The sequence below is a fragment of the Pseudomonas sp. KBN10P06128 genome, from assembly GCF_037574945.1.
GTDB classification, from domain to species: domain Bacteria; phylum Pseudomonadota; class Gammaproteobacteria; order Pseudomonadales; family Pseudomonadaceae; genus Pseudomonas; species Pseudomonas aeruginosa.
This window is the reverse complement of sequence record NZ_JBBELR010000001.1, coordinates 2,782,743-2,809,495: the sequence shown is the minus strand read 5'-3', so window position 1 is coordinate 2,809,495 and position 26,753 is coordinate 2,782,743. Positions and strand designations below refer to the sequence as shown.

Genomic DNA, 26,753 nt, shown 5'->3' with positions numbered 1-26,753 from the left:
GGCAAGTGCGCCGGGCTCATTCGTCGCCCTCCAGTTGCCCGAGGTCCGGCTGCGGATGCAGCGGCAGGTGCAGGACCAGCGTGGTGCCGCGACCGTCGAGGCCTTCGCCGACGCTGATGCGCCCGCCGTGGGCACCGATCATGCCCTGGCAGATCGCCAGGCCCAGGCCGGTGCCCTGGCCACCGCGGTCGCCACGGGCAGCGGTGTAGAACATGTCGAAGATCTTCTCCCGCTCGGCCTCGGGAATCCCCGGCCCCTCGTCGCTCACCGCGAAACGCAGCTCGGCGGCATCCTGGCTGACCTCGATGCGCAACCGGCCGTGGCTCGGCGAGAAGCGCGCGGCATTTTCCAGCACGTTGATCAGCGCCTGTTCGATCAGCGCCGCATGCACGTAGAGCAACGGCAGGTCGTTGGCCACGATCGCCTGCACCCGGTACGGCGCCAGCACCGCGCGCAGGCGGTTCAGCGCGCTGCCGACGATGTCGCCCGGCGCCACCCAGTCGCGCGCCAGCTTCAGGCCACCGTGGCCGAGACGGGTCATGTCGAGCAGGTTCTGGATATAGCGGTCCAGTCGCTCGGCCTCGTCGCGGGTGCTTTCCAGCAGTTCGCGACGATCCGCCGGCGGGATCGCCTCGCCCAGCGCCAGCAGGCTGTCGATGGAACCGCGCATGGCCGTCAGCGGCGTGCGCAGGTCGTGGGACACCGAGGCGAGCAAGGCGCTGCGCAGTTGCTCGGTTTCGCCGTGCAGGCGCGCGGCCTCCAGGTCCTCGGCCAGGCGCGCACGGGCCAGGGCCTGGGCCAGGGGCTGGCCGAGGGCAGCGAGCAGGCGCCGGCGCTGCGGGCTCAGCGGCTGGCCGTCCAGCGGCGCGACGCCGAGCAGTGCCAGCGGTCCCTCTTCCGCCGACAGCGGCCACCACCACCAGCGTCCTCCGGGCAGCGTGCCAGTACCGAGGCCGGCCGGCTGGTCGTGGGCCCAAGCCCAGTCGGCGGCGACCCGTTCCTGGTCGGCGAGTTGCCGCTGCACGCCGGCCTCGGTCTTCCACTCGCCATTGACCTGACCGAGCAGGCAGACCTCGACGTCCTTCCAGTCGTCGAACTGCTGGGCGGCGGCGGCCAGCACCGCCTGGCGGTCGGTGGCGGCGGTGAGCTTGCGCGACAGATCCAGCAGCAGGCTGGTTTCCTCCTGGGTATCGCGCAGCGCCTCCAACTGGCGCCGCTGGCGTGCCGCCAGGTTGCCGGTGAGGCCGGCCATGAACAGGAAGAACGCCAGGCTCAGCAGGTCTTCGTGGCGATGGATGGCGAAGGAAAAATGCGGTGGGATGAACAGGAAGTCATAGGCCAGGAACGACGCCACCGCGCACAGCAGTGCCGGCATCAGGCTGCTGCGCACTGCCACCAGCAGCACCGCCATCAGGAACACCAGGGAGATGTTCGGCAGCTCCAGCAGGTGCGCCACGATCCAGGCCAGGCCGCTGGCCAGGGCGGTCGCCAGCAGCGCCAGCAGATAGTCGTTCCACACCACCGGATAGCGTGGCCGCGGTTCCGCCGGGCGCAGGTCGGCCTCGCTGTCCAGGGCACTGATCTCCAGGCCCTGGCCGTCGCGCAGCAGGCGCCCGGCGAGACCGCCGCCGAAGGCCCGGCGGTACCAGCGGCGCCGCGACTGGCCAACCAGGACCAGGCTGGCGCGGCGCTCGCGGGCATGTTGTAGGAGGGTCCGCGCCACCTCGCCGGCGCGCAGCACGACGATCTCGCCGCCGAGCCGCTCGGCCAGTTGCTGCGCACCCTGCAGGCGCATCCGCGCGTGCTCGCCGCGCAAGCCGCCGGTATCGACGTGTACCACGCTCCAGGGCAGGTGCCGACGTTCGGCGACCCGGCAGGCGTGGCGCACCAGGCGTTCGGCCTGTTCGTCACCGTCGATGCCCACCAGCAGCCGCCCGCGCAACGCCGGCGCTTCCTCGCCGCGCTGGCGGTAGCGGTGGTTGAGGTCGGCGTCGACCCGCGCGGCGGCGGTCTGCATCGCCAGTTCACGCAGCGCGGTGAGGTTGGTCTGCGAGAAGAACGCATCGATCGCCGCCCGCGCCTGTTCCGGCACGTAGACCTTGCCCTCGCGCAGGCGCTCCAGCAGCTCGCGCGGCGGCAGGTCGATGAGGACGATCTCGTAGGCCTCCTGCAACACCCAGTCCGGCACCGTCTCGCGGACCTGCACGCCGGTGATGTCGCGGACCTGGTCGTTGAGGCTCTCCAGGTGCTGGACGTTGACCGTTGTGTAGACGTCGATTCCCGCCGCCAGCAACTCCTGGATGTCCTGCCAGCGCTTGGCGTGGCGGCTGCCGGGAACGTTGCTGTGGGCCAGTTCGTCGACCAGGGCCAGCGCCGGCGGGTCGGCGAGGAGACCGTCGAGGTCCATTTCCTGCAGTTTCATCCCTCGATACTCGAGGCTGCGCAGCGGCTGCTGCGGCACGCCTGCGAGGAGGGACTCGGTTTCCGCCCGCGAGTGGGTCTCGACCACCCCGGCACGCAGTTTCACGCCCTGGCGCAACTGGGCCTGGGCGGCCTGCAGCATGGCGAAGGTCTTGCCCACCCCCGGCGCCGCGCCGAGAAAGACTTTCAGGCGGCCGCGCCCGTCAGCGGGCAGGTCGGCCAGCAGCGCGTCGGCGCGTGCGGTGTCGGTCATGGATCGGTCGTACTCCGTTGCTCTGCGCCGCGCGGGGCGGACGATCGCCGGCGATCATCCACCGATGCGGCGATATTGCAAGCCCTTGCGTGGGTCTCTGGGGAAACCTAGCGCTTCAACCCCGCCAGCGCCATGTTCAGCGCCAGCACGTTGACCACCGCCGGCCCCACCAGCGGCCGCTCGGTGTGGCTTTCCACCAGGTCTTCCACCAGCCGCAGCGGCAGCCCGCGTGCCGTGGCCACCCGCAGCGCCTGGTAACGCGCGGCCTGCGGCGGCAGCTGCGGATCGAGTCCGCTACCGGAGGTAGTGACCAGCGCCAGCGGCACCGGCCCCTGGTCGGCGATACGCTCCTGCGCGGCGTCCCTGGCGATGCGCTCGGCCAGTGCCGGGTTGCTCGGCGCCAGGTTGCTCGCGGCACTGGAAACGGTGGCGTAGTCGCCCGCCGAAGGCCGCGAATGGAACCACTCCTCGCCGTCGAACTTCTGCGCGATCAGCCGCGAGCCGAGCACCTTGCCCTCGGCGTCGCGCAGCAGGCTGCCATTGGCCTGCTCGGGGAACGCCAGTTGGGCGATACCGGTGACCAGCAGCGGATAGGCCACGCCGGTGACCAGGCTCAGCACCAGCAGTGACGCCAGTGCCGGACGGAGTTGCTTGAACATGTGCAGATCCTCTCTTCAGTCCCAGGCCCTCGCCCGACGGCGAGGGCCGTTGTTCATGCCAGGCCGACGGCGGTCAGCAGCAGGTCGATCGCCTTGATCCCGAGGAACGGCGCCACCAGGCCGCCGACGCCATAGATCAGCAGGTTGCGCTGCAGCAGTTGCGAAGCGTCCGCCGCCTGCACCCGCACGCCGCGCAAGGCCAGTGGGATCAACGCGACGATGATCAGCGCGTTGAACACGATGGCCGACAGGATCGCGCTCTGCGGGCTTTGCAGGCGCATCACGTTGAGCACGTCGAGCTGCGGGTAGATGCCGACGAACAGCGCCGGCAGGATGGCGAAGTACTTGGCCACGTCGTTGGCGATGGAGAAGGTGGTCAGCGCGCCGCGGGTGACCAGCAACTCCTTGCCCACCTGGACCACGTCGAGCAGCTTGGTCGGGTCGCTGTCCAGGTCGACCAGGTTGGCCGCCTCGCGGGCGGCCTGGGTGCCGTCGTTCATGGCCATGCCGACGTCGGCCTGGGCCAGCGCCGGGGCGTCGTTGGCACCGTCGCCGCACATCGCCACCAGGCGACCTTCGCCCTGCTCCTGGCGAATCCGCGCCAGTTTCTTCTCCGGGGTAGCCTCGGCGATCACGTCGTCGACCCCAGCCTCGGCGGCGATGGCAGCGGCGGTCAGCGGGTTGTCGCCGGTCACCATCACGGTGCGGATGCCCAGCCGGCGCAGTTCGGCGAAGCGCTCGCGAATGCCCGGCTTGACCACGTCCTTCAGGTGAATGGCGCCGAGCAGCCGGCCGTTGGCTACCACCAGCAGCGGGGTGCCGCCGCTCTGGGCGATCTTGTCCACCTCCCGCGAAAGCACCTCGGGCATCTTCTCCCGCGGCAGGTCGATGAAGCGCAGCGCCGCATCCACCGCCCCCTTGCGGTACACCTGGCCGTTCCAGTCGACCCCGGACAGGCGGGTTTCCGCGCTGAAGGCAATCGGCGTCAGCTCCTCGCGGCGCGGCTCCTCGATCGGATGCAGGATGCGCAGGTATTCGACGATCGACTTGCCTTCCGGGGTGTCGTCGGCCAGCGAGGCCAGCAACGCGCCCTCGGCCAGTTCCTTGCCGCTCACCCCCGGCGCGGCGTACAGCGCGCTGCAGCGGCGGTTGCCGAAGGTGATGGTGCCGGTCTTGTCGAGCAGCAGCACGTGGACGTCGCCGGCCGCCTCCACCGCGCGACCGGACTTGGCGATCACGTTCAGGCGCACCAGGCGGTCCATGCCGGCGATGCCGATGGCCGAGAGCAGGCCGCCGATGGTGGTCGGGATCAGCGTCACCAGCAGCGCCACCAGGAACACCAGCGGCAGGTTGCCGCCGGCGAACAGGGCGAACGGCTTGAGGGTCACCACCACCAGCAGGAAGATCAGGGTCAGGCCGATCAGCAGGATGTCCAGCGCTACTTCGTTGGGGGTCTTCTGCCGCTTGGCGCCTTCCACCAGGGCGATCATCCGGTCCAGGGTCGACTCGCCCGGGTTGGCGCCGATCCGCACCAGCAGCCAGTCGGACACCACCTGGGTGTTGCCGGTCACCGCCGAGCGATCGCCGCCGGACTCGCGGATCACCGGCGCCGATTCGCCGGTGATGGCGGCCTCGTTGACCGCCGCCACGCCTTCGATGACTTCGCCGTCGCCGGGAATCATCTCGCCGGCCTGGACCCGTACCACGTCGCCCTTGCGCAGGCTGCTGGCAGCGACGCTCTCGAAACTGCCGTCGGCGCGCCGCTTATTGGCGGAGAGGCCCTGGCTGCCGGCCTTGAGACTGTCCGCGCGGGCCTTGCCACGCCCCTCGGCTAGCGCTTCGGCGAAGTTGGCGAAGAGCACGGTGAACCACAGCCAGAGGGCGATCTGCAGCGCCACCGAGGTCGGCACCGCCTGGTCGGGGACGAAGCACAGCAAGGTGGTGAGCACGGCGGTCAGTTCGACCACCAGCATCACCGGCGAGCGCAGCAACTGGCGCGGGTCGAGCTTGACGAAGGCTTGCAGCAGCGCCGGCCGCCACAAGGCGGCGAGGCTGGTGGACGCGTTGTGGCGACGTTCGAGCGATTTGTGCAAGGCGTTCTTGGACGCCTGGGTCTGAGCGTTCATGTGCGATTCCTTCAGAAGCCGAGGCTCAGTTGTTCAGCGATCGGGCCGAGGGCCAGGGTCGGCAGGAAGGTCAGGCCGCCGACCAGCAGGATGGTCACGGTGAGCAGGCTGACGAACAGCGGACCATGGGTCGGGAAACTGTTCGGCCCCACCGGGCTGGCCTTCTTCGCCGCCAGGCTGCCGGCGATGGCGAGGATCGGCAGGATGTAGCCGAAGCGGCCGATGAGCATGGCCAGGCCGATCATCAGGTTGTGGAACGGCGTGTTGGCACCGAAACCGGCAAACGCCGAGCCGTTGTTGGCGCTCCCCGAGGTGTAGGCGTAGAGCAGTTGGCTGAAACCGTGCGGGCCGGGGTTGGTCACCGCCGAGGCCGGTCCCGGCAGGCTGGCGGCAATGGCGCCGAGCACCAGCACGCCGACAGGCATCACCAGCAGGGTGAAGACCAGCAGGCGGACCTCCTTCGCCTCGAGCTTCTTGCCCAGGTACTCCGGCGTCCGCCCGACCATCAAGCCGGCGAGGAACACCGCGATCAGGACGAACAGCAGCATGCCGTAGAGGCCGGCGCCGACGCCGCCGAAGATCACCTCGCCGAGCATCATGTTCAGCAGCGGCAGCATGCCGCCCAGGGGGCTCAGGCTGTCGTGCATGGCGTTCACCGAGCCGTTCGAGGCGGCGGTGGTGGTGATCGCCCAGAGCATGCTGGCGGCGGTGCCGAAGCGACTCTCCTTGCCCTCCATCGGTGCACCCTGCTCGACCGGCAACTGCGCCAGCGCCGGGTTCGGCTGGTATTCGGCCCACAGCGACAAGCCCAGGCCGAGGCAGAACAGCAGCAGCATGCAGCCGAGGATCGCGCGGCTCTGGCGCAGGTCCTTCACGTAATGGCCGAAGGTGAATACCAGCGCCGCCGGGATCAGGATGATCGAGGCCACTTCGAACAGGTTGCTCCAGGCACTCGGGTTCTCGAACGGATGAGTCGAGTTGACGCCGAAGAAGCCGCCGCCGTTGGTGCCCAGTTGCTTGATGGCGATCTGGCTGGCCGCCGGGCCGAGCGGGATGGTCTGCTCGGCGCCTTGCAAGGTGGTGGCATGGACGTAGTCGAAGAAGGTCTGCGGCACGCCCTGCCAGACCAGCAGCAGCGCCAGCAGCAGGCACAGCGGCAGCAGCACGTAGAGGGTGCCGCGGGTCAGGTCGACCCAGAAGTTGCCCAGCTGTCGTGTGGAGCGGCGGCTGATGCCACGTGCCAGGGCCACCAGCACGCAGAGGCCGACCGCCGCGCTGACGAAGTTCTGCACCGTGAGGCCGACCATCTGGCTGAAGTAGCTCAGCGAGGCCTCGCCGCTGTAGGCCTGCCAGTTGGTGTTGGTGACGAAACTGACCGCGGTGTTGAACGCCAGGGTCCATTCCAGGCCCGGCAGGTGCTGCGGGTTCAGCGGCAGGCTGCCCTGCAGCATGAGGATCGAGAACAGCAGGACCAGGCCGGCCAGGTTGAATGCCAGCAGCGCCAGGGTGTAGGTCTTCCAGTCCTGCTCGCTCGCCGGATCGACGCCGAACAGGCGATAGCAGACGCGCTCCAGTGGCGCCAGCGGCGCGCTGAGGAGATTGCGTTGGCCTTCCATCACCTTGAAGCAGTAGCGCCCGAGGAACGGTGCAGGCACCAGGACCAGGGCGAAAAAGGCCAGGATCAAGAGAATCTCGTGGCTGTTCATGTGCCCTCCCCTAGGCACGGTCGGCGCGTAGCAGCGCCACCAGCAAATAGACGAACAGTCCCGTGGCCAGGGCCAGGGACAACCAATCCAGAACGGTCATGTGTGCGATCTCTCCTTCGAACGGCCTCTGCCGCTTGAGGGAAAGTCTCCGCAAAGGGGGCGTAAAGAAGCGATTCCGGGCCGCGCCGGACGGCATAAAGAAAGCGTAAAGAGTGGCGCGGACAGCGCCTGGGAGAGCAACCGGCCGGGGACTGCGCCACGGCCGGTGACAAGGCGAAGGATCGACGCTAGCCCTGGGCGGCGCGGATCATGTTGCGGGCGATCAGCAGTTGCTGGATCTGCGTGGTGCCCTCGTAGATGCGGAACAGTCGCACGTCGCGATAGAAGCGCTCGATCCCATAGTCGCCGATATAGCCGGCGCCGCCGAAGATCTGCACCGCGCGGTCGGCGACGCGGCCGCACATTTCCGAGGCGAACAGCTTGGCGCAGGACGCCTCGGTACCGACATCGCGGCCTTCGTCGCGCTGCCGCGCGGCGTCGATGACCATGCAGCGCGCCGCGTAGGCTTCGGCCTTGCTGTCGGCGAGCATTGCCTGGATCAACTGGAACTCGGCGATCGGCTGGCCGAACTGCTTGCGTTCCAGGGCATAGCGCAACGCATCCTCGAGCATCCGCTCGGCGACCCCCACGCAGACCGCGGCGATGTGCAGGCGGCCCTTGTCGAGCACCTTCATCGCGGTCTTGAAGCCGACGCCCTCGACCCCGCCGATCAACTGGCTGGCAGGCACCCGGCAGTCGTCGAAGATCACGTCACAGGTATGCGCGCCCTTCTGTCCCATCTTGCGATCCGGCTTGCCCAGGGACAGCCCGGGCGTACCGCGCTCGACGACGAAAGCGGAGATTCCGCCGGCGCCACGGATCGCCGGGTCGGTGCGCGCCATCACGGTGTAGATGCCGGCCTGCGGGGCGTTGGTGATGAAGCGCTTGGTACCGTTGAGCACGTAGTGCCCGCCGTCACGCATCGCCGTGGTCTTCAGCGAGGCGGCGTCGGAACCGGAGTCCGGTTCGGTGAGGCAGAACGAACTGAGCAGTTCGCCCGACGCCAGGCGCGGCAGGTAGCGCCGCTTCTGTTCTTCGGTGCCGTCGATGACGATGCCCTGGGAGCCGATGCCATTGTTGGTGCCCAGCAGCGAACGGAACGCCGGCGAGGTCCGCCCCAGTTCGAAGGCGATGCTCACCTCTTCCTCCATGGTCACCCCGAGGCCGCCGTAGGCCTCCGGGATCGACAGGCCGAACAGGCCCATCTCACGCATGCGGGCGATGATCGCCTCGGGGATGCGGTCGGTTTCCGCCACCTCCTGCTCATGAGGCACCAGGCTTTCGCGGACGAACTGGCGGATGCTGTCCAGCAGCAGGTTCAGGGTTTCCGGATCACGAATCATGCTCACTCCAATAGGCCCTTAGGCCGGTTGCCATGATTCCGTCACCGGCCTCGGTCAGCGGGTGGCGGCCTCGATGTTGTGGACCATGTGCAGCAGGCGCGGGCCGATGTCGTCCTCCAGTTTCTCGCGCTTGAGGTGGAAACTCGGCCCGCCGCAGTTGAACGCCAGCAGCCCATGGCTCTCGTGGTGCAAGGCCACGCCCACCGCGTTGACGTCGCGTTGCCACTCGCCGAGCGACAGGCAGAAGCCGTAGTCGGCATAGTCGCGGAAGGCCCGCTCCAGCCCCTTGCGCACTTCCGGCCAGTCTTCCGGGTGGCGCTTGCGGATGTGCCCGAGGATGAACTCCCGCTCGTCCTCCGGCATCGCCGCCAGGCAGGCCCGACCGATAGCGCTGCGGTGCAGCGAGAGGTGGCTGCCGACCTGGCGACGCATGGTCAGGTTGGCCTCGCCATGCACCACGTCGAGGTAGACCATGCTCAGCCGGTCGCGGGCCGCCATGGCCACCGCGGCCTTGGCGTAGCCGGCCATCTCTTCCATCAACGGGCGGGCGAGCGCGCGAATCGACAGGTTCGAGAGCATCGCGTAGCCGAACGACATCACGCCCACTTCCAACTGGTACTTGCCGCTATGCGGCAGGTGACGCAGATAGCCCAGCCGGGTCAGGGTGTGGGTCAGACGCGACACCGTCGGCTTCGGCAGGCCGGTCTTCTTCGCCAGTTCCTGGTTGCCCAGCAGGCTTTCCCGTGGCGTGAAACAGCGCAGCAATTCCAACCCGCGGGCCAGCGCGGTGACGAACTGGCGGTCCTTGAGTTCCTCGTCTTTCTCCTGCATCGGGTCGATCAGCACAGCTTCGAAGGCGGACACTTCCGCTTCCGTACTGGCACCTTCCGCCGGACTCCGGCGCTCGTCGTTGCCGCGCATAGTAGGGACCTCTTTTTTAAAAAATCAATAAAACAAAATCATATTTCGCATAGCGAAACCAATAGAAGAACCCATGCACTTTCAACAACGAAAATAAAATCCTTTTAAAACAGTAAATTGTATAAGTAGATCGTCCGAAATCCGACGCGAGTATTTACAACGCCACGGCTGGCGCTGATTATTTTCGATAAATCATGAAACTATATTTCGCATAGCGAAATATCAATTCATCGGAGCTTCCATGTCCGCCGATCCTTCGCCCGTGGTTCTGCTCGAATTTCCCGCAGCCGATATCGCCCTGCTTCGCCTCAATCGTCCGCAAGCCAGGAACGCGCTGAACGACGAAGTGCGCCAGCGCCTCGCCAGCCACTTCCAGACGCTCGGCGCGGATCCGGCGATCCGCGTCATCGTGCTCACCGGCGACTCGCGCTGCTTTGCAGCTGGCGCCGATCTCCGCGATCTCTCGACGAGCACGGCGATCGGCCTGTACGGCCGCCACAGCGAGCGCTACTGGGAAGCCATCGCGCGCTGCCCGAAGCCGGTGATCGCCGCGGTCAACGGCTTCGCCCTGGGCGGCGGCTGCGAACTGGCGATGCATTGCGACCTGATCGTCGCCGGCGAGTCGGCACAGTTCGCCCAGCCGGAGATCAAGGTCGGGGTGATGCCGGGTGCCGGCGGCACCCAGCGCCTGGTACGGGCGGTGGGCAAGTTCCAGGCGCTGCGCATGCTGTTCACCGGCTGCCTGGTGAAGGCTCCGCAAGCGCTGGCCATGGGCCTGGTCAGCGAAGTGGTGGCGGACGAGTCGACGCTGGCGCGCGCCCTGGAACTGGCCACGGAGATCGCCCGCCTGCCCCCTCTGGCGCTGGCGCAGATCAAGGAGGTGGTCCTGGCCGGTGCCGACCTGCCGCTGGACAGTGCCCTGGCCCTGGAACGCAAGGCGTTCCAGTTGCTGTTCGACTCGCAGGACCAGAAGGAAGGCATGCACGCCTTCCTGGAGAAACGCCCGCCGAACTACCAGGGGAAATAGACGATGCCCGATATTCGTTGTATCGCCGTGGTCGGTACCGGTGCGATGGGCACCGGGATCGCCCAGATCGCCGCCCAGGCCGGCCTGACCGTGTGGCTGTTCGACAGCCGCGCCGAGGCCGCCGCCGAGGCACGCCAGCGCCTGCGGCAGACCTTCGAGGGCCTGTGCGGCAAAGGCAAGCTGAGCGCCGCCGACGCCGAGGCCGCGCAAAACCGGCTGCGGGTGGCGGAACGCCTGGAACAACTGGGCGACTGCGAACTGGTGGTGGAGGCCATCGTCGAGCGCCTGGAGGCCAAGCAGGAATTGCTGCGCCGGCTGGAAGCCATAGTCGCGCCGGAGACCATCCTCGCCAGCAATACCTCGTCGCTGTCGATCACCGCCATCGCCGCCGCCTGCGAGCGGCCGCAGCGGGTCGCCGGCTTTCACTTCTTCAACCCGGTGCCGCTGATGCGCGTGGTCGAGGTGGTCGACGGCCTGGCCAGCGCTCCGGAAGTCGGCGACGCCCTGCTCGCCCTCGCCGCGCGCCTGGGCCACCGCGGTGTACGGACCAAGGACAGCCCCGGCTTCATCGTCAACCATGCCGGCCGCGCCTATGGCACCGAGGCCCTGCGCATCCTCGGCGAAGGCGTCGCCGAATGCGCCGAGATCGACCGTGTGCTGCGCGAGTGCGCCGGCTTCCGCATGGGGCCGTTCGAACTGCTCGATCTCACCGGCCTCGACGTGTCGCACCCGGTGATGGAATCGATCTACCAGCAGTACTACCAGGAACCGCGCTACCGCCCGCACCCGCTGACCCGCCAGTTGCTCGCCGCCGGCCGTCTCGGGCGCAAGAGCGGCCAGGGCTTCTATCGCTACGTCGACGGCCAGCCGCAGGACAAGCCCGGTCCGCAACCGGTGCCGCAGGCCGCCGCCCGACCACCGGTGTGGCTGGGCTGCGAAAACGAGGACGACCGCCGCACGCTCGCCGAACTGCTGCATCGCCTCGGCGTCGAGCCGGAAACCGGCGAACGCCCTTCCGCCGCAGCGCTCTGCCTGCTGGCCGCCTGGGGCGAGGACCTGAGCAGCGCCGTGCAGCGCTTCGCCTGTCCCGCCGAGCGCAGCGTCGGCATCGACCTGCTCTGCGACCTCGAGCGCCGGCGCTGCCTGATGCTCTCGCCGCTGACCGCCCCGGCCATGCGCGACGCGGCACACGCGCTACTGGCTGGCGACGGCGCCGGGGTCACGGTGCTGCGCGACAGTCCCGGCTTCGTCGTCCAGCGGGTACTGGCGATGATCGTCAACCTCGCCTGCGACATCGCCCAGCAGGGCATTGCCAGCGTCGAGGATATCGACCAGGCGGTGCACCTCGGCCTCGGCTATCCCCACGGCCCGCTGGAATGGGGCGACCGCCTCGGCCCGCGGCGCCTGCTGAGCATTCTCCAGCGCTTGCAGGCGCTTACCGGTGACCCGCGCTACCGGCCCAGTCCCTGGCTGCGCCGACGAGCGCAACTGGGCATGTCCCTGCGCGCCGGCGAAACCGCCGCCGTAGGCTGACGCATCGGCGACCTGGCGGCGCAGCGTCATGCGTCTCGCCGCCAGGCCAACGCTTTTTCCCCGAGCGACGCTTTCCGGGCTTGCAGCTGCCGAGGTATCCTGCGCGCAAATTCATCCGATGATTGGATGTTTCTTCCGTGACCATTCCCCTCAAGCGCTCCCTGGTGGACATCGCCCTGGAGCAGATCCGCCAGCGCATCGACGCCGGCCATTGGCCGCTCGGCCAGCGCCTGCCGCCGGAGCCGGAACTCGCCGAGCTGCTCGGCATGAGCCGCAACACCGTGCGCGAAGCGGTGCGCGTGCTGACCTTCTCCGGCGTGCTGGAAGTCCGCCAGGGCGACGGCACCTACGTGCGCGCCTGCGCCGATCCACTGGAAACCATGCTGGTGCTGGCGCGCAGCGCGGTGCAGCACTCCCTGGAGGCACGCGGGATGATCGAGATCGAGGCGGCGCGCCTGGCTGCCGTTCGCCGCGACGACAGCGACCTGAGCGCATTGCGCGAGTATCTCGACGCATCGCGCCAGCGCTACGGCAGCGACGACCTGCAGGACTACATCGAGCACGACGTCCGCTTCCACCAACGGATGGTCGATGCCGCCCACAATCCGGTGCTCAGCGAACTCTACCGCTACTTCTCGCAGGTCATCCGGACCTCGCTGGAACGCACCATGGCCGACCCACAAAGGGCCCAGCCCTGCTTCGAGCTGCACCAGCAACTGCTCGACGCCATAGAACGCGGAGACCCGGACGCTGCCGCCGCGGCCAACCGCGCACTGCTGATCTGAACCCGGGACAGACCCATGACTCACGCCTTGAATGCCCGGCCGGGAGCGCACCCCGGCCATCCTCCGGAAGAACTGCTGATCGATGCCGAAGTCGACGACGAACCAGCCCCGCCGGCGCCGCCGCTACGCCCCTGGCTGCTCCTGCTGGGCCTGGTGCTGGTGGCGCTGAACCTGCGCCCGGCGCTGTCCAGCCTCGCCCCCCTGCTCAACCAGGTACGCGACGATACCGGCCTCTCGGCCGCCGCCGCCGGCCTGCTGACCACCGCGCCGGTACTCTGCCTGGGGTTGTTCGCGCCGCTCGCGCCGCGCCTGGCCCGGCGTATCGGCGCCGAACGCAGCGTGCTGCTGATCCTCTTCTGCCTGGCCGGCGGCATCGTCCTGCGCAGCCTGTTCCCGGTGTTCGGCCTGTTCGCCGGCAGCGTCCTGGCCGGCGCCAGCATCGGCATCATCGGCGTGCTCCTGCCGGGCATCGTCAAACGCGACTTCCCGCGCCAGGCCGGGGTGATGACCGGGGTCTACACCATGGCCCTGTGCCTGGGCGCAGCGCTCGCCGCCGGCGCCACCGCGCCGCTGGAGAAGCTCTTCGGCAACTGGGAAATGGCGCTGGCGTTCTGGTCGCTGCCGGCGATCCTCGCCGCCGCCTTCTGGCTGCCGCAGACCCGCCAGGGCCAGCACGCCCATCGCCAGGCCTTCCGTGTCGTCGGTCTGTGGCGCGACCCGCTGGCCTGGCAGGTCACGCTGTACATGGGCCTGCAATCGTCCCTGGCCTACATCGTCTTCGGTTGGCTGCCGTCGATCCTGATCGACCGCGGCATGACTGCGGTGGAAGCCGGCCTGGTGCTGTCCGGCTCGGTGATGCTGCAACTGATCACCGCCCTGCTCGCGCCCTGGCTCGCCGCTCGCGCCAGGGACCAGCGCCTGGCGGTGGTGCTGGTGATGGCTACCACCCTCGCCGGCCTGCTCGGCTTCCTCTATGCGCCGCTGCCGACCATCTGGGGCTGGGCGGTCCTGCTCGGCCTCGGCCAGGGCGGCACCTTCAGCATCGCCCTGGCGCTGATCGTCCTGCGCTCGCGCGACGCCCACGTCGCCTCGCATCTGTCGGGCATGGCCCAGGGCGTCGGCTACACCCTGGCGGCCATGGGGCCGTTCATGGTCGGCGTGGTCCACGACCTGACCGGCGGCTGGAACGCGGTCGGCTATATCTTCATCGGCGTCGCCATCGCCGCCACCCTGTTCGGCCTCGGCGCCGGGCGCAGCCAGTACGTGGGGGCCCGCAGCGAACACCTGTAGCCCCGCAGACGCAAAAAGCCCCGCATCGCGGGGCTTTTTCTCCTTCGTCACTCAGGCATCCGGGCCGCGCCCTTCGCCGGGCGGCGTCCGCGGCGTGCTGGCGATCCAGTCGCTGAGCAGGTTGTAGGCCACTGCCAGCAGGATCGGGCCGAGGAACAGGCCCATGAAGCCGAACGCCAGCAGGCCGCCGAACACCCCGAGCAGCACCACCACCAGCGGCAGGTTGCCGCCACGGCTGATCAGGTAGGGTTTGAGGATGTTGTCCACCCCGCTGATGATGAAGAAGCCCCACAGGCCGAGGAACACCCCGTGGCCATAGTCGCCCTTGAAGAACAGCCAGGCGGTGGCCGGGCCCCAGACCAGCGGCGGGACCATCAGCAGGCTGCAGGCGAAGGTCAGCAGGCCGAGCAGCATGGCTCCCGGTACGCCGGCGATCGTGAAGCCGATCCAGGCCAGCAGGGCTTGCGCCGCGGCGGTGCCGATCACCCCGTTGACCACCCGCTGTACGGTGCCGGCGACAAGGTCGCGATAGTGCTCCGCGCGGTTGCCGATCAGGCGTTCCAGGGCACGGTGGACGATGGACTCCAGGCGCGGCCCGTCGCGGTAGAAGAAGAAGATCAGGATCAGACTGAGGACCAGTTCCAGGATCCCTCCACCGATCTTCGCGCTGCGCGCCAGCAGCCAGTTGCCGACCTCGCCGACATAGGGCTTGAGCACGTAGAAGAACGCCACGCCCTGTTGGTCGATGGAGTTCCACCAGCCGATCAGGCGGTCGCCGATCAGCGGAACGCCGGCCATCCACGAAGGCGGCGGCGGCAGGCCCTCGACCTGGAGATTCTTCAATAGCTCCATCAGCGAACGAACGTTGTCCGCCAGGCCGAAGCCGAGCCAGATCAGCGGCAACGCCACCAGGACGATCCAGCCCAGGGTCAGCAGGCCCGCCGCCAGCGACTCGCGGCCACCGAGCAGGCGCGTGAGCATACGCATCAGCGGCCAACTGGCGAAAGCCAGCACCGCGGCCCAGAACAGCGCCGACCAGAATGGCGCCAGCACCCAGAGACTGGCACCGAGCAGGCCGAACAACAGCACGCGAAGCAACAGCCGATCGTTATCGAACATCAAGGCAGGCCTTCCTCAAAGGGGGATACACCGATAGACAGCGCTCGGCGTGCGCCGTTTCCAGCCGGAGCGTGGGGCGCGGGGGAAAGGCAGTCTACTCTGGCGGGCGGCCTTGCCGAAGGCATTTTCACCATCGCCCGGGCCCGCAGGCCCGGGCGAACGCGTTCAACGCAGCCAGTTGAGGTGCAGGCCCTCGACCTCCGACTGGCCCAGCTCCATGCGGCTGTTCAGCACGCCCTGCCCGCGCAGGGCGTCGCGCCACTCCTGGGCGTGCTTGCCGGACAGCTCGACCCGCACCCCGGTATCCAGGCGCAGGGTCCGCACCAGCAACTCCAGCCAGGAGCCGGCCGGCTCCGCCGGCACATGGCTGAGGGTCAGTTCGCCGTTGGCCTTGAGCAGGCGCAGCAGGGTCGCCGGGCTCGGCAGCAGTTCCCCCAGCGGCGCATCGGCCTTGAGTTCCTCGGCCTGCAGGTAGGCGCGGCGATTGCCGCGGGTGATCGAGTAGACCGCCACCAGGCTGTTCTCCTGTGGCGCCGCCAGGCGCACCAGCAGGTAGGCCTGCTGCTCGTCCGGGCCGTACAGCTTGGCATTGCCGAACACGGCGTTGGCCAGCAGGCTGCTGGAGCCGCAGTCGCGCCGCTCGCACCAGAACAACGGCGTGGCGTCGGCCTTGAGCAGCGCAGTGCGCGCCGCGGCGAACGCCTCCTGGCTGCTGTGCTCGGGCGGCAAGCGGTAGGTCAGCGCGGTCAGCTCGCCTTCGGCGCGCACCTCGCCCTCCATGCGCAGGCGACCGCTGATGCGGCTGATCGCCCCTAGCGGGTAGATCCGCTCCTCGCTCGGCGCCTGGCGGAAGTCGACGATCTCGGCGCGCGGGAAGCGCGGCAGGACGTCCAGGTCATGGCTGCCGGGAAGGTCGGCGGCCAGCGCCGAAAAGCTGAAAACGCCCAGGGATAGCAACAGGAACCCTCGCATACCGGCCCTCAACGGGTCAGCATCGACTGGGCGGTACGGATGGCGTCGTCGCCCTCCTTCTCCCGCCGCGGCACCAGCAGTCCGCGCTGCACCGCGGGACGCGCCTCGATGGCGGCGATCCAGCGCTGCAGGTTGTCCAGCCCGTCGACGGCGACACCGGACCAGTCGTGGATGCGCACCCAGGGATAGGTGGCGATGTCGGCAATGCTGTAGTCGCCGGCGAGGTACTCGGCCTCGCCCAGGCGACCGTCGAGAACTTCGTAGAGGCGCCGGGTCTCATGCTGGTAGCGGTCGATGGCGCCCTGCAACTTCTCCGGGAAATAACGGAAGAACACGTTGGCCTGCCCCTGCATCGGGCCGACCCCGCCCATCTGGAACATCAGCCACTGGATCACCCGCGAGCGACCCTTGACGTCGGCGGGCATCAGTTGCCCGGTCTTCTCGGCGAGGTAGATGAGGATCGCGCCCGACTCGAAGACGGCGAAGTCGTCGTTGTCGCGGTCGACGATGGCCGGGATGCGGCCGTTGGGATTGATCCTGAGGAATTCCGGAGCCTTCTGCTCCTTCTTGTCGAACGACAGCGCGTGCACCCTGTAGGGCAGGCCCATTTCCTCGAGGGCGATGGAAACCTTGTGGCCGTTCGGCGTGGCGGCGGTGTAGAGATCGATCATGCGGTGACTCTCCGTAACGATCCGTCCAGCCTTACGGCTGGACCCGGAATAGTCAAGGAAACAACGGCAAGCCGGTGTTTCAGCGCGCGAAGAAGGCCGCGAAGACCCTGGCCACCGCCTGCGCCCCGGCCTCATCGTCCAGATGCAGGTGATGCCCGCCCGGCAGGTGGTGCCGCTCGAACGGCAGGGTCTCCAGCAGCGCCCGCATGCGCGGCTCCACCGCCAGCATGCCCTGCTCGGCCAGTACCAGGCTGACCGGGCATTCCACGCTGCGCACGAAGTTCAGCGCGTGGGCCTGGGTCAGGCGCAGCGGCGACGGTAGGGTCAGGCGCGCGTCGGTGCGCCAGGTATAGCCGCCGGGCACCGGTTCCAGGCCGCGCTGGGCGAGCAGTTCGGCGGCCTCCCGGGAGATCTCGCCGACCCCGCGCATCCGCGCTTCCACGGCTTTTTCCAGCTCGGCATAGACCGGCTTGCGCTTGTGGCGTAGCGCCAGTTGCGCCTTCAGCGCTTCGCCGAGCTTCTGCGGCGCCTTGTCGGCTTCGCCAGTGTAGGGAATCAGGCCATCGATCAACGCCAGCCGCTCGATGCGCTCGGGCAAGGCCCCGGCGAGCAGCACCGAGACGATGGCGCCCATCGAGTGCCCCAACAGGGAAAACCGCTCCCAGCCCAGTTGCTCGGCCACCATCAGCACGTCCAGCGCGTAGTCCCAGAGCAGGTAGCTGGCACCCTCGGCACGATGCGCAGAATGCCCGTGGCCGGCGAAGTCGAGGGCGACGATACGCAGCCCAGCGAGCTTCGGCGCCAGGCGCGAGAAGCTCATGGCGTTGTCCAGCCAGCCATGCAGGGCGATCACCGGCTTGCCGTCCGGCGGACCGAACAGATGCGCGGCCAGTTCGATGTGCGGCAGGCTGATGCGTACTTCCTCGACCTGCAGGATCATGCCGAACGCTCCTCGGTCGCCCGCGACCAGCGATCGAACACGCCTTTCAGCAGTTCGGCGGTTTCCCGCGGGCGCTCCAGCGGGAACATGTGGCCGCCGGGCAGCGACATGAACTCGCCGCGCGGCATCGCCCGGATCAGCCGGGTGTGGTGCGGCAACACCACCTTGCTGTGCCGCCCGCGCACCATCGCCAGCGGCACCTGCAACTGCCGCGCACGCCCCGGACTGCTGTGCGGCACGCTGCGGTAGATGCTGATCTCGGTGGCCGGATCGAAGCGCAGGCGCAGGCCGGAACCGCCGCCGCTGTCGGCCAGCCCGTGGCGTACGTAGGCCTCCAGGCAGTCGGGGTCGAAACGGCGGAACAGCGCCTTGCCGGAGAAGTAGGCCCGCGCCTCCTCCAGGTCGGGGAACGCCTCGCGACGCCCCAGGGTGCGCCCGGCCGGAGTGATCCGGTCGATGAAGCCGAAGCGCTTGGCGGCACGGATCACCAGGCGGTCGGCGAGGGTCAGCACCGGCGAATCGAGCATCACCACGCCGCGGTAGAGTTCCGGCCGGCGCAGCGCCGCGTGGTAGTGCAGCACGCCGCCGAGGGAATGGCCGACGCCCCAGACCGGCTGTTCCAGGCTGGCGAGGTGGTGCAGCAGTTCGTCCACCAGGTTGTCCCAGTTGTCGTTCACCGGGAAACGCGGGTCGTGCCCGTGCATTTCCAGGTGATCCACCCGGTACTCCGGCGCCAACGCCTCGAACAGCTTGGCGTAGGTAGCCGACGGGAAGCCGTTGGCGTGGGCGAAGAAAACCGATTGCGACATGCGCGACGTCTCGACAGGGCTGATGCCAGGGATTCTCCGGCAGCCTCGCCGAGGCGGCAATGGCTTTGCCGGCTGCCTTGCACGGCGAAGCGGCCAAAACCTCAGGCAGAGCGGACGAGATGCTCGAGGATCGCCGCCGCCACCAGCAGGAACACCACCCCGCAGGCCGCGTCCAGCCAGGGCATCGCGCGCAACAGGCGGGCCTGCAGGGCCGGACGGGTAAGGGTCAGGCTGAGCAGGCCGAACCAGCAGGCGCCCATGCCGAACAGCAGCGCCGCCACCGCCAGCTTGCCGCCGAGCGACATCTGCGCGGGAATCAGGCTGCCGAGCAAGGCGATGAAGAACACCAGCGCCTTGGGATTGAACAGATTGGTCGCCACCCCGCGCAGCCAGGGCCCCAGGGGCGACGGCGGCAGCGCCCCGTCGAGCCGGCCCGGCTGGCCGTCGCCGCGCCGCAGCCAGGCGCGCAGCGCGCCGACGCCGAGCCAGGCCAGGTACAGCGCGCCGAGCGCCTGCAGGATGGCGAACAGCACAGGCGTACGGCTGAGCAGCAGCGACACGCCGGTCAGCACCAGGGTGGTATGCAGGAGAATCCCGCAGGCCAGCCCCAGCGCGCTGGCCAGGCCGGCCCGCCGCCCCTGGTGCAGGGACGTGCGCACCACCAGGGCGACATCGGGACCGGGGCTGACCAGGGCGACGGCGAACACCGCCGCCAGGGTCAGCAAGACAGACAATTCCTGCATGGCTACTCCACGAAAAAGGGATCGGAAAGGAAAACGCGATTCAGCGCTGGCGCAGGCGCGCCGGCGGTAACCCGTAGGTGCGACGGAACAGACGGGTGAAGTGCGCCTGGTCGTAGAAACCGAACTGCTGGGCCACCTGGCTCAACGGCTGCTCGCCGCGCAGTACCAGCGGCAAGGCGCGCTCCAGGCGCAGTTGGGTCAGCCACTGGTGGGGCGGCAGGCCGCAGTGACGGCGGAAGCGCCGCAGCACCTGCCAGGGGCTCAGGCCGCAGAAGGCGGCCAGTTCCTCCAGGTTCGGCGGGTACTCCAGGCGCGACTCCAGCCAGTCGCGCAGCCGCGTCCAGTCGCGCTGGCCGAAGCCTTCCCGGTCGCCCTCCTCCAGGCGCAGGCTGCTGCCCAGGCTGAGCAGGCAGGCCAGCGCCTGCCAGAGGTGCTCTTCCAGGGCCAGACGGTTCTCCAGCGCCGCCGCTCCGCCGAGCATGCCCAGGTGCAACTGACGCAGGCGCTGCTGCAGACGCTCGTCGCGGACCAGGCTGCTGGTCAGGCGCGGCGCCCCCCGGCGGCCGTCGCTGAAGTCGCGGCTGGCGCGCTCCAGCCAGTCGGCATCGAGCGCCAGGACGCGGATACGGTAGCCCTCCTCGCCGGCGCTGCTGCCGTCGTGGATGCTTTCCGGCGCCATCAGCAACGCGTCGCCGGCCCCGGCCAGGCGCCGTTCGCCGCCGGCGGCATAGCGATGCCGGCCCTGCAGCAGCAAGCCGATGTGGTACTCCAGGTGGAAGTGCCGGGGAAAGGAAAAGCGGTTGTGCTCGGCGTCGATCAGGCGTACGCCGGGAATCCCGCTGCTGAGATGGGTGATCTGCTCCATCCCGCTACTCTACCGCCAGCGGGACGGAACGATCTTGGACAAAATTGCGGACCGCGCTCAGCCCGCCCTGCCCGCCAGCGGCACCACCGCCATGGTCAGGCGGGCGATGCAGCTCGGCTTGCCGTCGTCGCCACTGAGGCGGATGTCCCAGACATGGGTGGTACGCCCCAGGTGGATCGCCCTGGCCACCGCGGTGACCCGGCCGCTGCGCAGGCCGCGCAGGTGGTTGGCGTTCACTTCCAGGCCGACGCAGTAGTACTGGCTGGTGTCGACGCACAGGTAGCTGGCCATCGAGCCCAGGCTTTCCGCGAGGACCACCGAGGCGCCGCCATGCAGCAGGCCGAACGGCTGGTGGGTACGCGAGTCGACCGGCATGCTGGCGGTCAGCGACTCGTCGTCGAAGGCTTCGAAGCGGATGCCAAGCAGGTCGCCGATGCTGTTCTTCTGCGAGGCGTTCAGTTGCTCCAGGTCGGGCGTTTGTCGCCAGAGGCTCATGGGAATTCCTTGCGCAAGGGGGAAGCCCGGAAGGGCTTCCCGTCGGTGGGAGTCATTCGTGCCAGAGCACGGCCTCGCGGCGTTCCACCCATTCGTGGAAGCGCGAGCCATAGGCACCTTCCACCATATTGCGCTTGATCTTCAAGGTCGGCGTGAGGAAACCGTTGTCCACCGCCCAGGTTTCCTGCACCAGGACCAGGCCGACCAGGCGCTCGTGCTTGTCGAGCGCACCGTTGACCTGTTCCAGGTGCGCCCGCAGGCTGCTTTCCAGCGCCCCGCGGGTACCGTTAAGGGCCTCCCGGCGACCGACCTCGGAGAGCACGCAGAGCCCCAGCGGCGCGCTGAGGCCCTCGCCGACCACGCAGACCTGCTCGATGCGATCGTGCACCGCCAGGCGATTCTCGATCGGCGCCGGCGCCACGTACTTGCCCTTGCTGGTCTTGAAGATTTCCTTCATCCGCCCGGTCAGGCGCAGGTTGCCGTCGGCGTCCTGCTCGCCCTTGTCGCCGGTGCGCAGGAAACCGTCGGCGGTGAGCACCTCGGCGGTCTTCTCCGGCTCCTTGTAGTAGCCGACCATGGTCGCGCCGCTACGCACCTGCACCTCGCCCTCGTCGCTGATGCGTACCTCGACGCCGGGGCTGTTCTGGCCGATCCAGCCGGTCTTCTGCCGGCCGGGCCGGCAGACGTGGGAGTAGCCGCTGTTCTCGGTCATCCCGTAGACCTCGAGCACGTCCAGGCCCAGGCGGCGATACCAGAGCAGCAGCGCCTCGGGTACCGGCGCCGCGCCGCAGAGCGCGTAGCGCACCGCGTCCAGGCCTAGCCCGGCGAGCACCTTGCGACCGACGATGCGGCCGAGGATCGGCAGCTTCAGCAGGCGGTCGAGCTTCTGCGCCGGCATCTTCGAATACACCCCCATCTGGAACTTGGTCCAGATGCGCGGCACGCCGAACAGCAGGGTCGGCCGAGCACGCTTCATGTCCTCGACGAAGGTGTCCAGGCTTTCGGCGAAGAACACCGTGGTTCCCCCGTAGAGCGACCCCATCTCGACGAACATCCGCTCCGCCACGTGGCACAGCGGCAGGTACGAGAGCATCCGGTCGTCTTCGCGGGTGCCGAACAGTTCCACGCCGCGGCTGGCAGCGAAGGCGAAACTGCTGAAGTTGTGCATCACCCCCTTGGGCACGCCGGTGGTTCCGGAGGTGTAGATCAGGGTGGCGAGTTGCTCGGCGGCGGTCGGCGTGTCGCCTTCGAGCGGCGCGCAGGCCTGCAGGTCGCTCCACTGGCGGTCGAAACGCCCTTCCGGGTGCAACGGCATGGCCACGGTCGGTATGCCCTCGGGGACTCCGGGCGCCATCGCCGGCCAATCGTCGAGCTTGCCGACGAAGACCACCGCCGACTCGGAATGCTCCAGCACCTGGCGCGCCGACTCGGCGGTGAGATTGGGATAGAGGGGGACGGAAACGTGCCCGGCCATCCAGATCGCCAGGTCAGTGACGATCCAGTGCGCACAGTTCTTCGAGATGATCGCGATACGGCTGCCGGCGGGGAGATCCAGGCTGCGCAACCAGGCGGCTGCACGCCGCGCCTGGTCGCCCACCTCGCCCCAGCTCAGCTCCTCGACCCGGCCGCCACCGATGGGCTGCACCAGGTAACGCCGTTGCGGATGACGCTTTTCGCGCTCGAAGAAGACTTCGAGCGGCAGACGATTTGCAGTGACCACGTACCGCCTCCGTTGTTGTTGTTCTGGGAGATCGACCAAGCACTTGCTTGGTCGAATATTCCATCACAGCCAACCGCAGGCAAGCCGGGAAATGTTTCGGTTTGTAGTCGTTGCGCCAGGCGCTTCCTAGCCGTGCCGCGGGTGATGCAGCGAGACCAGGGTCATCAGCCCGGCGGCGGCGAAGTCGCCTTCCAGCTCGGCCAGCGAGGCAGTGCTCATCGGCAACGGATCACGCCGGTTGCCATGCACCAGCAGACCGCCCAGCGCTCCGACCAGGGGCTGGTGGCTGACCAGCAGGAGATTGCGCTCGCTGCGCTCGTCGAGGAAACCGAGCACCTCGCGCGGATCGTCGTCGGGGGTCAACCAGGGGGCGGTGCCGACCGGCTCGACCAGCCCCAGTGCCTCGCGCACCAGCTCGGCGGTCTGCTGGGCGCGCACGTAGGGGCTGGCGAGAATCCCGTCCAGCGGCAACCCGGCCAGCCGCGCGGCGCTCTGCAGCACCTCCTTGCGTCCATGGGCGGTCAGGCGCCGCTCGGAGTCCCGGCTGGCGTGCGATTCGGCCTCGCCGTGGCGCAACAGCCAGAGCTTCACAACTTCGGCTCTTCGTCGCGCGCCGGGTGCGCGGCGGGCGGCACGCTGTGGGCGGCCTCGCCCTCGGCGGCGCGGGCACTCGGCCAGTCGGCGAACGGCCAGGGTTTCTCGTCGCTGTGGAAGGTACCGAAACGGCCGATCTGCGCCAGGTACTGGCTGAGGCTATCGCCGAAAGCCATCAGGCTGCCGTTCGGCGCGCCGTAGATCAGTCGGTAGACCAGCTGGATCACCACCACCGCCCCGAGGAGCAGTTCGGCGACCTGCCAGACCAGGACGAACAGCAGCATCCAGAGGATGCGGATGGCGATCGATTCGCGTGCTTGCGGGTCTGCGGACATGGCGGTCTCCTCGTCAGAAGCCGGTGGTGGGAATGAAATCGACGTCGGTCTTCGGCTCGCCGCGCATCAGCAGCTGGATGACCTGCGCCAGGGTGCGGCCTTCGAAGAGGATCGCATGGAGACCGGCGACCAGCGGCATGTACACCTGCATCTCGTCGGACTTTTCCTTGAGTACCTTGAGAGTGTTCACACCCTCCGCGGTCTCGCCCATGCGCGATACCGCCTCCTCCAGGCTGAGCCCCTCGCCGAGGGCGTGGCCGACCTGGTAGTTGCGGCTCTTCGGCGAGGAACAGGTGACGATCAGGTCGCCGACGCCGGCGAGGCCGAGAAAGGTCATCGGGTTGGCACCGAGCTTGACGGCGAACCGGGTCATTTCCGCCAGCGCGCGGGTGATCAGCATGCTGCGGGTGTTCTCGCCCATGTCCATCGCCGCGGCCAGGCCGGCCATGATCGCGTAGACGTTCTTCAGCGCACCGCCGAGTTCCACGCCGAAGCGGTCGCGGCTGGCGTAGACGCGGAAGGTGCGGCCGTGCAGGGCCGCCTGGACGCGGGCGCACAGCTCGTCGTCCTCGCTGGCGACCACCGTGGCGGTCAGCTCGTGCTCTGCGATCTCGCGCGCCAGGTTCGGGCCGGAAATCACCCCGATGCGGGCTTGCGGGGCGATTTCCTCGAGGATCTCACTCATCAGCTTGAAGGTGTGCGCCTCGATGCCCTTGGTCAGGCTCACCAGCAGCTTGTCCGTCAATGCCGCCTGGTGTGGTTGCAGCACCTTGCGCAGGGCGCTGGAGGGCAAGGCGACGAAGATCAGTTGGCAATCGGCCAGGGTGCGCTCCAGGTCGGTGACCGGCTCGACTCCGGGATGCACCTTGACCCCTTTCAGGTAGCGCGGGTTCTCGCGTCGTGTGCGGATCGCCTCGGCCTGTTCCGGGTCGCGCATCCACTGGCGGACCGCCTGGCCGTTCTCGGCCAGCAGGTTGGCGATGGCGGTGCCGAAACTGCCGCCGCCGAGCACGGCAATCGGTTGCTGCTCTGTCATGATTCATCCATTTCTGGCCGCCACGCGGCAATCACGCCATTATACGGTCGGCCAGCCGGCCGACCAGTCTTGACGCCGGCGCTGGCAAAAGCCCGCGCCTCGTTTACCATGCCCGGGCCAGACAATACCTATCGAGAACAAGGTCGTTCCGTGCCCATCGCTTCGCGTGCTCCCGTCTCCCTGACCCTGCTGGCCCTGCTGTTCGGCAGCAAGCTCGCGGCCGCCGACCTGTTCAACGATCCCAGCGGCGTTCCCGAAGTATTGACCGCGACACGCCTGAAACAATCCCCGGCGGAAGTTCCCGGCAGCATCAGCGTGCTCGACCGCGAGCTGATCGTCGCCAGCGGCGCCCGCGACATTCCCGAACTGATGCGCCTGGTCCCGGGCATGATGGTCGGCTACCTGTCCGGCAACCAGCCCACGGTCAACTACCACGGCACCAGCATGTCGGGGGCGCGGCGCCTGCAAGTACTGATCGACGGTCGCTCGGTGTACCGCCCGGGCCTCGCCAGCGTCGACTGGAGCGACCTGCCGCTGGCCCTCGAGGATGTCGAGCGGATCGAAGTGTTCCGCGGGCCGAATACCGTCAGCTACGGCGCCAACGCATTGATGGGGGTGATCAACATCATCACCCGCGCCCCCGGCGAGTCGCCCGGCACGCGCCTGAAATACACCGCAGGCCAGCGCGGCATCCGCGACTGGTACGCCAGCCAGAGCATCGCCCTGGAAGACAGCGACTTCCGCCTGTCGCTGTCCGGCCAGGAAGACGACGGCTTCGACCACGACCACGACGGTCACGCCCTGCGCGACGGCCGCCGGCTCAGCCGCCTCAACCTCAACGCCAGCCACAGCCTGGCGCCGAACCAGAGCCTGGAGTGGCAACTGGCGGCCAAGGAAGGCTCGAACCAGCACCCCTACGCCTACCGCTCGCCGTTTCCCCAGGTTCCCGACGACGTCGACAACTCCGATACGCTCGCCCACGACTATGCCGGTTCGCTGCGCTGGAACGTCGACCTCGACCCACGCCACAGCTTCTATATACAAGGCTACGCGCAGCACTGGGAACGCCGGCAGGAGTGGAACGCCTGCGAGGCGGGCATCGCCTTCAGCCCGCAACTGGCGCAACTCTGGGAACTGAACCCAGACTACCTGCGCAGGTTCGCCGACGACCCTACCCGGCTGCCGCCCGGCAGCGCCCAGGAGCTGCAACTGGCGACCCAGGTCCTCGACCAGCTACGCAACGGCGGACTGCGCCCGGTCTGCGGACGGGTCGACCGCAACATCCGGGAAAGCCGCTACGACCTGGAGATGCAGGACACCCTCAGCCTGGGCGACAACCTGCGCCTGCTGAACGGCCTGAGCTACCGCTACGACCAGGCAAACTCCGAGACCTTCTACGGCGGCAGGGTCAGCAGCCAGATCTGGCGGCTGTTCAGCCAACTGGAGTGGCATGCCGGCGAACACTGGCTGCTGCAGGGCGGCGGGATGCTCGAAGACGTCGAGGGCTCCGGCAGCTCGTTCAGCCCGCGGCTGGCGGTGAACTACCTGTTCAACCCCCAGCACAGCCTGCGCGCGGTCTATTCGGAGGCGGTGCGGTCGCCGGGCATGTACGAAAACGACGTCGACTGGCGCTACCGGGTCCGCCACCTGACACCGGCGCCCTACGGGCAGAGCGAAGCCTACTACTTCGCCAGCGCCCACGGCCCCGGCGACCTGGGCAAGGAACACACCCGTTCGCGCGAGATCGGCTACAACGGTTTTTTCCGCGAGACCGGGCTGGCCATGGATGTGCGCCTGTTCCACGAGGAAATCACCGGACTGATCAGCGATCCGCTCAGCGTCGTCGACTTCAGCCCGGACAACGGCGATCGCATCCGCTTCTCCGGCGCGGAAGGCCAGCTCGACTGGCGCCTGGGTCTGCGCGACCGCCTGCGCGCCACCTACGCCTATCTCGACTACGACGCCACCAGTCGCTACGACCGGCGCCTGACCGCCCGCCACGGCGGCTCGGCCGGCTGGATGCACGACTGGGGCCAAGGCTGGTCCAGCGCCCTCTTCTATTACGGCGACGATTCGCTCAATGGACATCGTTTCGAACGCGTCGACCTGCGCCTGGCCAAGCGCATTCCCCTGGGCAAGGCCGCTCTGGAACTGGCCGGCTTGCTCCAGCAGCGTCTCGACGACCAACCACTGACTTTTCCCGACAACCGCTACGACAGCCGCCACCTGCTCTACTTCAGCGCCGAGGTGACGTTCTAGATGCGTCGCTTGCGCCCCGCCCGTCGGGCTTT

The 26,753-nt window shown here is 68.3% G+C and carries 24 protein-coding genes; 5 read left to right on the top strand and 19 right to left on the bottom strand.

What is annotated here, in order from left to right; translation table 11 throughout:
• Window positions 1-16: 16 nt before the first annotated feature.
• The 7 genes from VQ065_RS13365 to VQ065_RS13335 all read right to left on the bottom strand — a co-directional run bounded on the left by VQ065_RS13365 (window position 17) and on the right by VQ065_RS13335 (window position 9,528).
• Window positions 17-2,674 carry a sensor histidine kinase gene (locus tag VQ065_RS13365; protein ID WP_014603707.1) on the bottom strand — a complete coding sequence of 886 codons (2,658 nt, stop codon included), beginning with the start codon at window positions 2,672-2,674 and terminating at the stop codon, window positions 17-19.
• Window positions 2,675-2,781: 107 nt separating this feature from the next.
• Entirely contained in the window at window positions 2,782-3,333 is a 552-nt protein-coding gene (gene kdpC / locus VQ065_RS13360) for a potassium-transporting ATPase subunit KdpC (protein WP_003087529.1), read from the bottom strand.
• A gap of 53 nt (window positions 3,334-3,386) precedes the next feature.
• Window positions 3,387-5,459, bottom strand: coding sequence for a potassium-transporting ATPase subunit KdpB (kdpB, locus tag VQ065_RS13355; RefSeq protein WP_003087527.1), 2,073 nt, complete (start codon window positions 5,457-5,459; stop codon window positions 3,387-3,389).
• An 11-nt stretch (window positions 5,460-5,470) separates the two neighbouring features.
• A complete protein-coding gene (gene kdpA, locus VQ065_RS13350) occupies window positions 5,471-7,165 on the bottom strand; it encodes a potassium-transporting ATPase subunit KdpA (protein WP_003087524.1) in 1,695 nt (564 codons plus the stop codon).
• A 10-nt stretch (window positions 7,166-7,175) separates the two neighbouring features.
• Window positions 7,176-7,265: a K(+)-transporting ATPase subunit F gene (locus VQ065_RS13345; protein WP_003097848.1), complete on the bottom strand. Its 90-nt coding sequence runs from the start codon at window positions 7,263-7,265 to the stop codon at window positions 7,176-7,178.
• Window positions 7,266-7,452: 187 nt separating this feature from the next.
• Complete coding sequence (locus VQ065_RS13340) at window positions 7,453-8,607, bottom strand: acyl-CoA dehydrogenase family protein (protein WP_003087520.1); 1,155 nt, start codon at window positions 8,605-8,607, stop codon at window positions 7,453-7,455.
• Between the two features lie 54 nt (window positions 8,608-8,661).
• The gene (locus VQ065_RS13335; RefSeq protein WP_003097851.1) at window positions 8,662-9,528 is read right to left on the bottom strand and encodes an IclR family transcriptional regulator; all 867 of its coding nucleotides are present in this window, start codon (window positions 9,526-9,528) and stop codon (window positions 8,662-8,664) included.
• A 241-nt stretch (window positions 9,529-9,769) separates the two neighbouring features.
• Between VQ065_RS13335 and VQ065_RS13330 the strand changes: the two genes are divergently transcribed.
• The 4 genes from VQ065_RS13330 to VQ065_RS13315 all read left to right on the top strand — a co-directional run bounded on the left by VQ065_RS13330 (window position 9,770) and on the right by VQ065_RS13315 (window position 14,163).
• Window positions 9,770-10,555 carry an enoyl-CoA hydratase gene (locus tag VQ065_RS13330; protein WP_003087516.1) on the top strand — a complete coding sequence of 262 codons (786 nt, stop codon included), beginning with the start codon at window positions 9,770-9,772 and terminating at the stop codon, window positions 10,553-10,555.
• A 3-nt stretch (window positions 10,556-10,558) separates the two neighbouring features.
• The gene (locus VQ065_RS13325) at window positions 10,559-12,088 is read left to right on the top strand and encodes a 3-hydroxyacyl-CoA dehydrogenase (protein WP_003087514.1); all 1,530 of its coding nucleotides are present in this window, start codon (window positions 10,559-10,561) and stop codon (window positions 12,086-12,088) included.
• Between the two features lie 137 nt (window positions 12,089-12,225).
• Complete coding sequence (locus VQ065_RS13320; protein WP_003087512.1) at window positions 12,226-12,873, top strand: FadR/GntR family transcriptional regulator; 648 nt, start codon at window positions 12,226-12,228, stop codon at window positions 12,871-12,873.
• A 15-nt stretch (window positions 12,874-12,888) separates the two neighbouring features.
• Window positions 12,889-14,163, top strand: a complete 1,275-nt coding sequence (locus tag VQ065_RS13315; RefSeq protein ID WP_014603705.1) for a CynX/NimT family MFS transporter — start codon at window positions 12,889-12,891, stop codon at window positions 14,161-14,163.
• Between the two features lie 51 nt (window positions 14,164-14,214).
• Here the strand turns inward: VQ065_RS13315 and VQ065_RS13310 are convergent, their stop codons facing one another.
• From VQ065_RS13310 to VQ065_RS13255, 12 genes are all read right to left on the bottom strand, one after another.
• Window positions 14,215-15,282 carry an AI-2E family transporter gene (locus tag VQ065_RS13310; RefSeq protein WP_003087507.1) on the bottom strand — a complete coding sequence of 356 codons (1,068 nt, stop codon included), beginning with the start codon at window positions 15,280-15,282 and terminating at the stop codon, window positions 14,215-14,217.
• 165 nt (window positions 15,283-15,447) lie between these two features.
• On the bottom strand, window positions 15,448-16,254 hold the full coding sequence (locus VQ065_RS13305; protein ID WP_003087504.1) for a DUF4892 domain-containing protein: 807 nt from the start codon (window positions 16,252-16,254) through the stop codon (window positions 15,448-15,450).
• 8 nt (window positions 16,255-16,262) lie between these two features.
• Window positions 16,263-16,925: a glutathione S-transferase family protein gene (locus VQ065_RS13300; RefSeq protein WP_003087500.1), complete on the bottom strand. Its 663-nt coding sequence runs from the start codon at window positions 16,923-16,925 to the stop codon at window positions 16,263-16,265.
• Between the two features lie 79 nt (window positions 16,926-17,004).
• Window positions 17,005-17,865 (bottom strand): alpha/beta fold hydrolase, encoded by an 861-nt coding sequence (locus VQ065_RS13295; RefSeq protein ID WP_003087498.1) that lies wholly within the window; start codon window positions 17,863-17,865, stop codon window positions 17,005-17,007.
• Window positions 17,862-18,674, bottom strand: coding sequence for an alpha/beta fold hydrolase (locus tag VQ065_RS13290; RefSeq protein WP_003087496.1), 813 nt, complete (start codon window positions 18,672-18,674; stop codon window positions 17,862-17,864). Before VQ065_RS13290 ends, VQ065_RS13295 begins: the two co-directional genes overlap by 4 nt.
• A gap of 101 nt (window positions 18,675-18,775) precedes the next feature.
• The gene (locus VQ065_RS13285) at window positions 18,776-19,417 is read right to left on the bottom strand and encodes a LysE family translocator (RefSeq protein ID WP_023098684.1); all 642 of its coding nucleotides are present in this window, start codon (window positions 19,415-19,417) and stop codon (window positions 18,776-18,778) included.
• Between the two features lie 40 nt (window positions 19,418-19,457).
• Window positions 19,458-20,282 (bottom strand): AraC family transcriptional regulator, encoded by an 825-nt coding sequence (locus VQ065_RS13280; protein ID WP_003087492.1) that lies wholly within the window; start codon window positions 20,280-20,282, stop codon window positions 19,458-19,460.
• 57 nt (window positions 20,283-20,339) lie between these two features.
• Entirely contained in the window at window positions 20,340-20,777 is a 438-nt protein-coding gene (locus VQ065_RS13275; protein WP_003087490.1) for a hotdog fold thioesterase, read from the bottom strand.
• 52 nt (window positions 20,778-20,829) lie between these two features.
• Window positions 20,830-22,497, bottom strand: a complete 1,668-nt coding sequence (locus VQ065_RS13270; RefSeq protein WP_003087486.1) for an AMP-binding protein — start codon at window positions 22,495-22,497, stop codon at window positions 20,830-20,832.
• A gap of 126 nt (window positions 22,498-22,623) precedes the next feature.
• Window positions 22,624-23,088 carry a phosphohistidine phosphatase SixA gene (gene sixA, locus VQ065_RS13265; RefSeq protein WP_003087483.1) on the bottom strand — a complete coding sequence of 155 codons (465 nt, stop codon included), beginning with the start codon at window positions 23,086-23,088 and terminating at the stop codon, window positions 22,624-22,626.
• Window positions 23,085-23,426, bottom strand: coding sequence for a DUF4389 domain-containing protein (locus VQ065_RS13260; RefSeq protein WP_003097882.1), 342 nt, complete (start codon window positions 23,424-23,426; stop codon window positions 23,085-23,087). Before VQ065_RS13260 ends, sixA begins: the two co-directional genes overlap by 4 nt.
• A 13-nt stretch (window positions 23,427-23,439) precedes the next feature.
• Window positions 23,440-24,462 (bottom strand): NAD(P)H-dependent glycerol-3-phosphate dehydrogenase, encoded by a 1,023-nt coding sequence (locus tag VQ065_RS13255; RefSeq protein ID WP_003087482.1) that lies wholly within the window; start codon window positions 24,460-24,462, stop codon window positions 23,440-23,442.
• Between the two features lie 150 nt (window positions 24,463-24,612).
• Here VQ065_RS13255 and VQ065_RS13250 point away from each other — a divergent pair, with 150 nt between their 5' ends.
• Window positions 24,613-26,721, top strand: coding sequence for a TonB-dependent receptor plug domain-containing protein (locus VQ065_RS13250; RefSeq protein WP_003087480.1), 2,109 nt, complete (start codon window positions 24,613-24,615; stop codon window positions 26,719-26,721).
• Window positions 26,722-26,753: the final 32 nt, after the last annotated feature.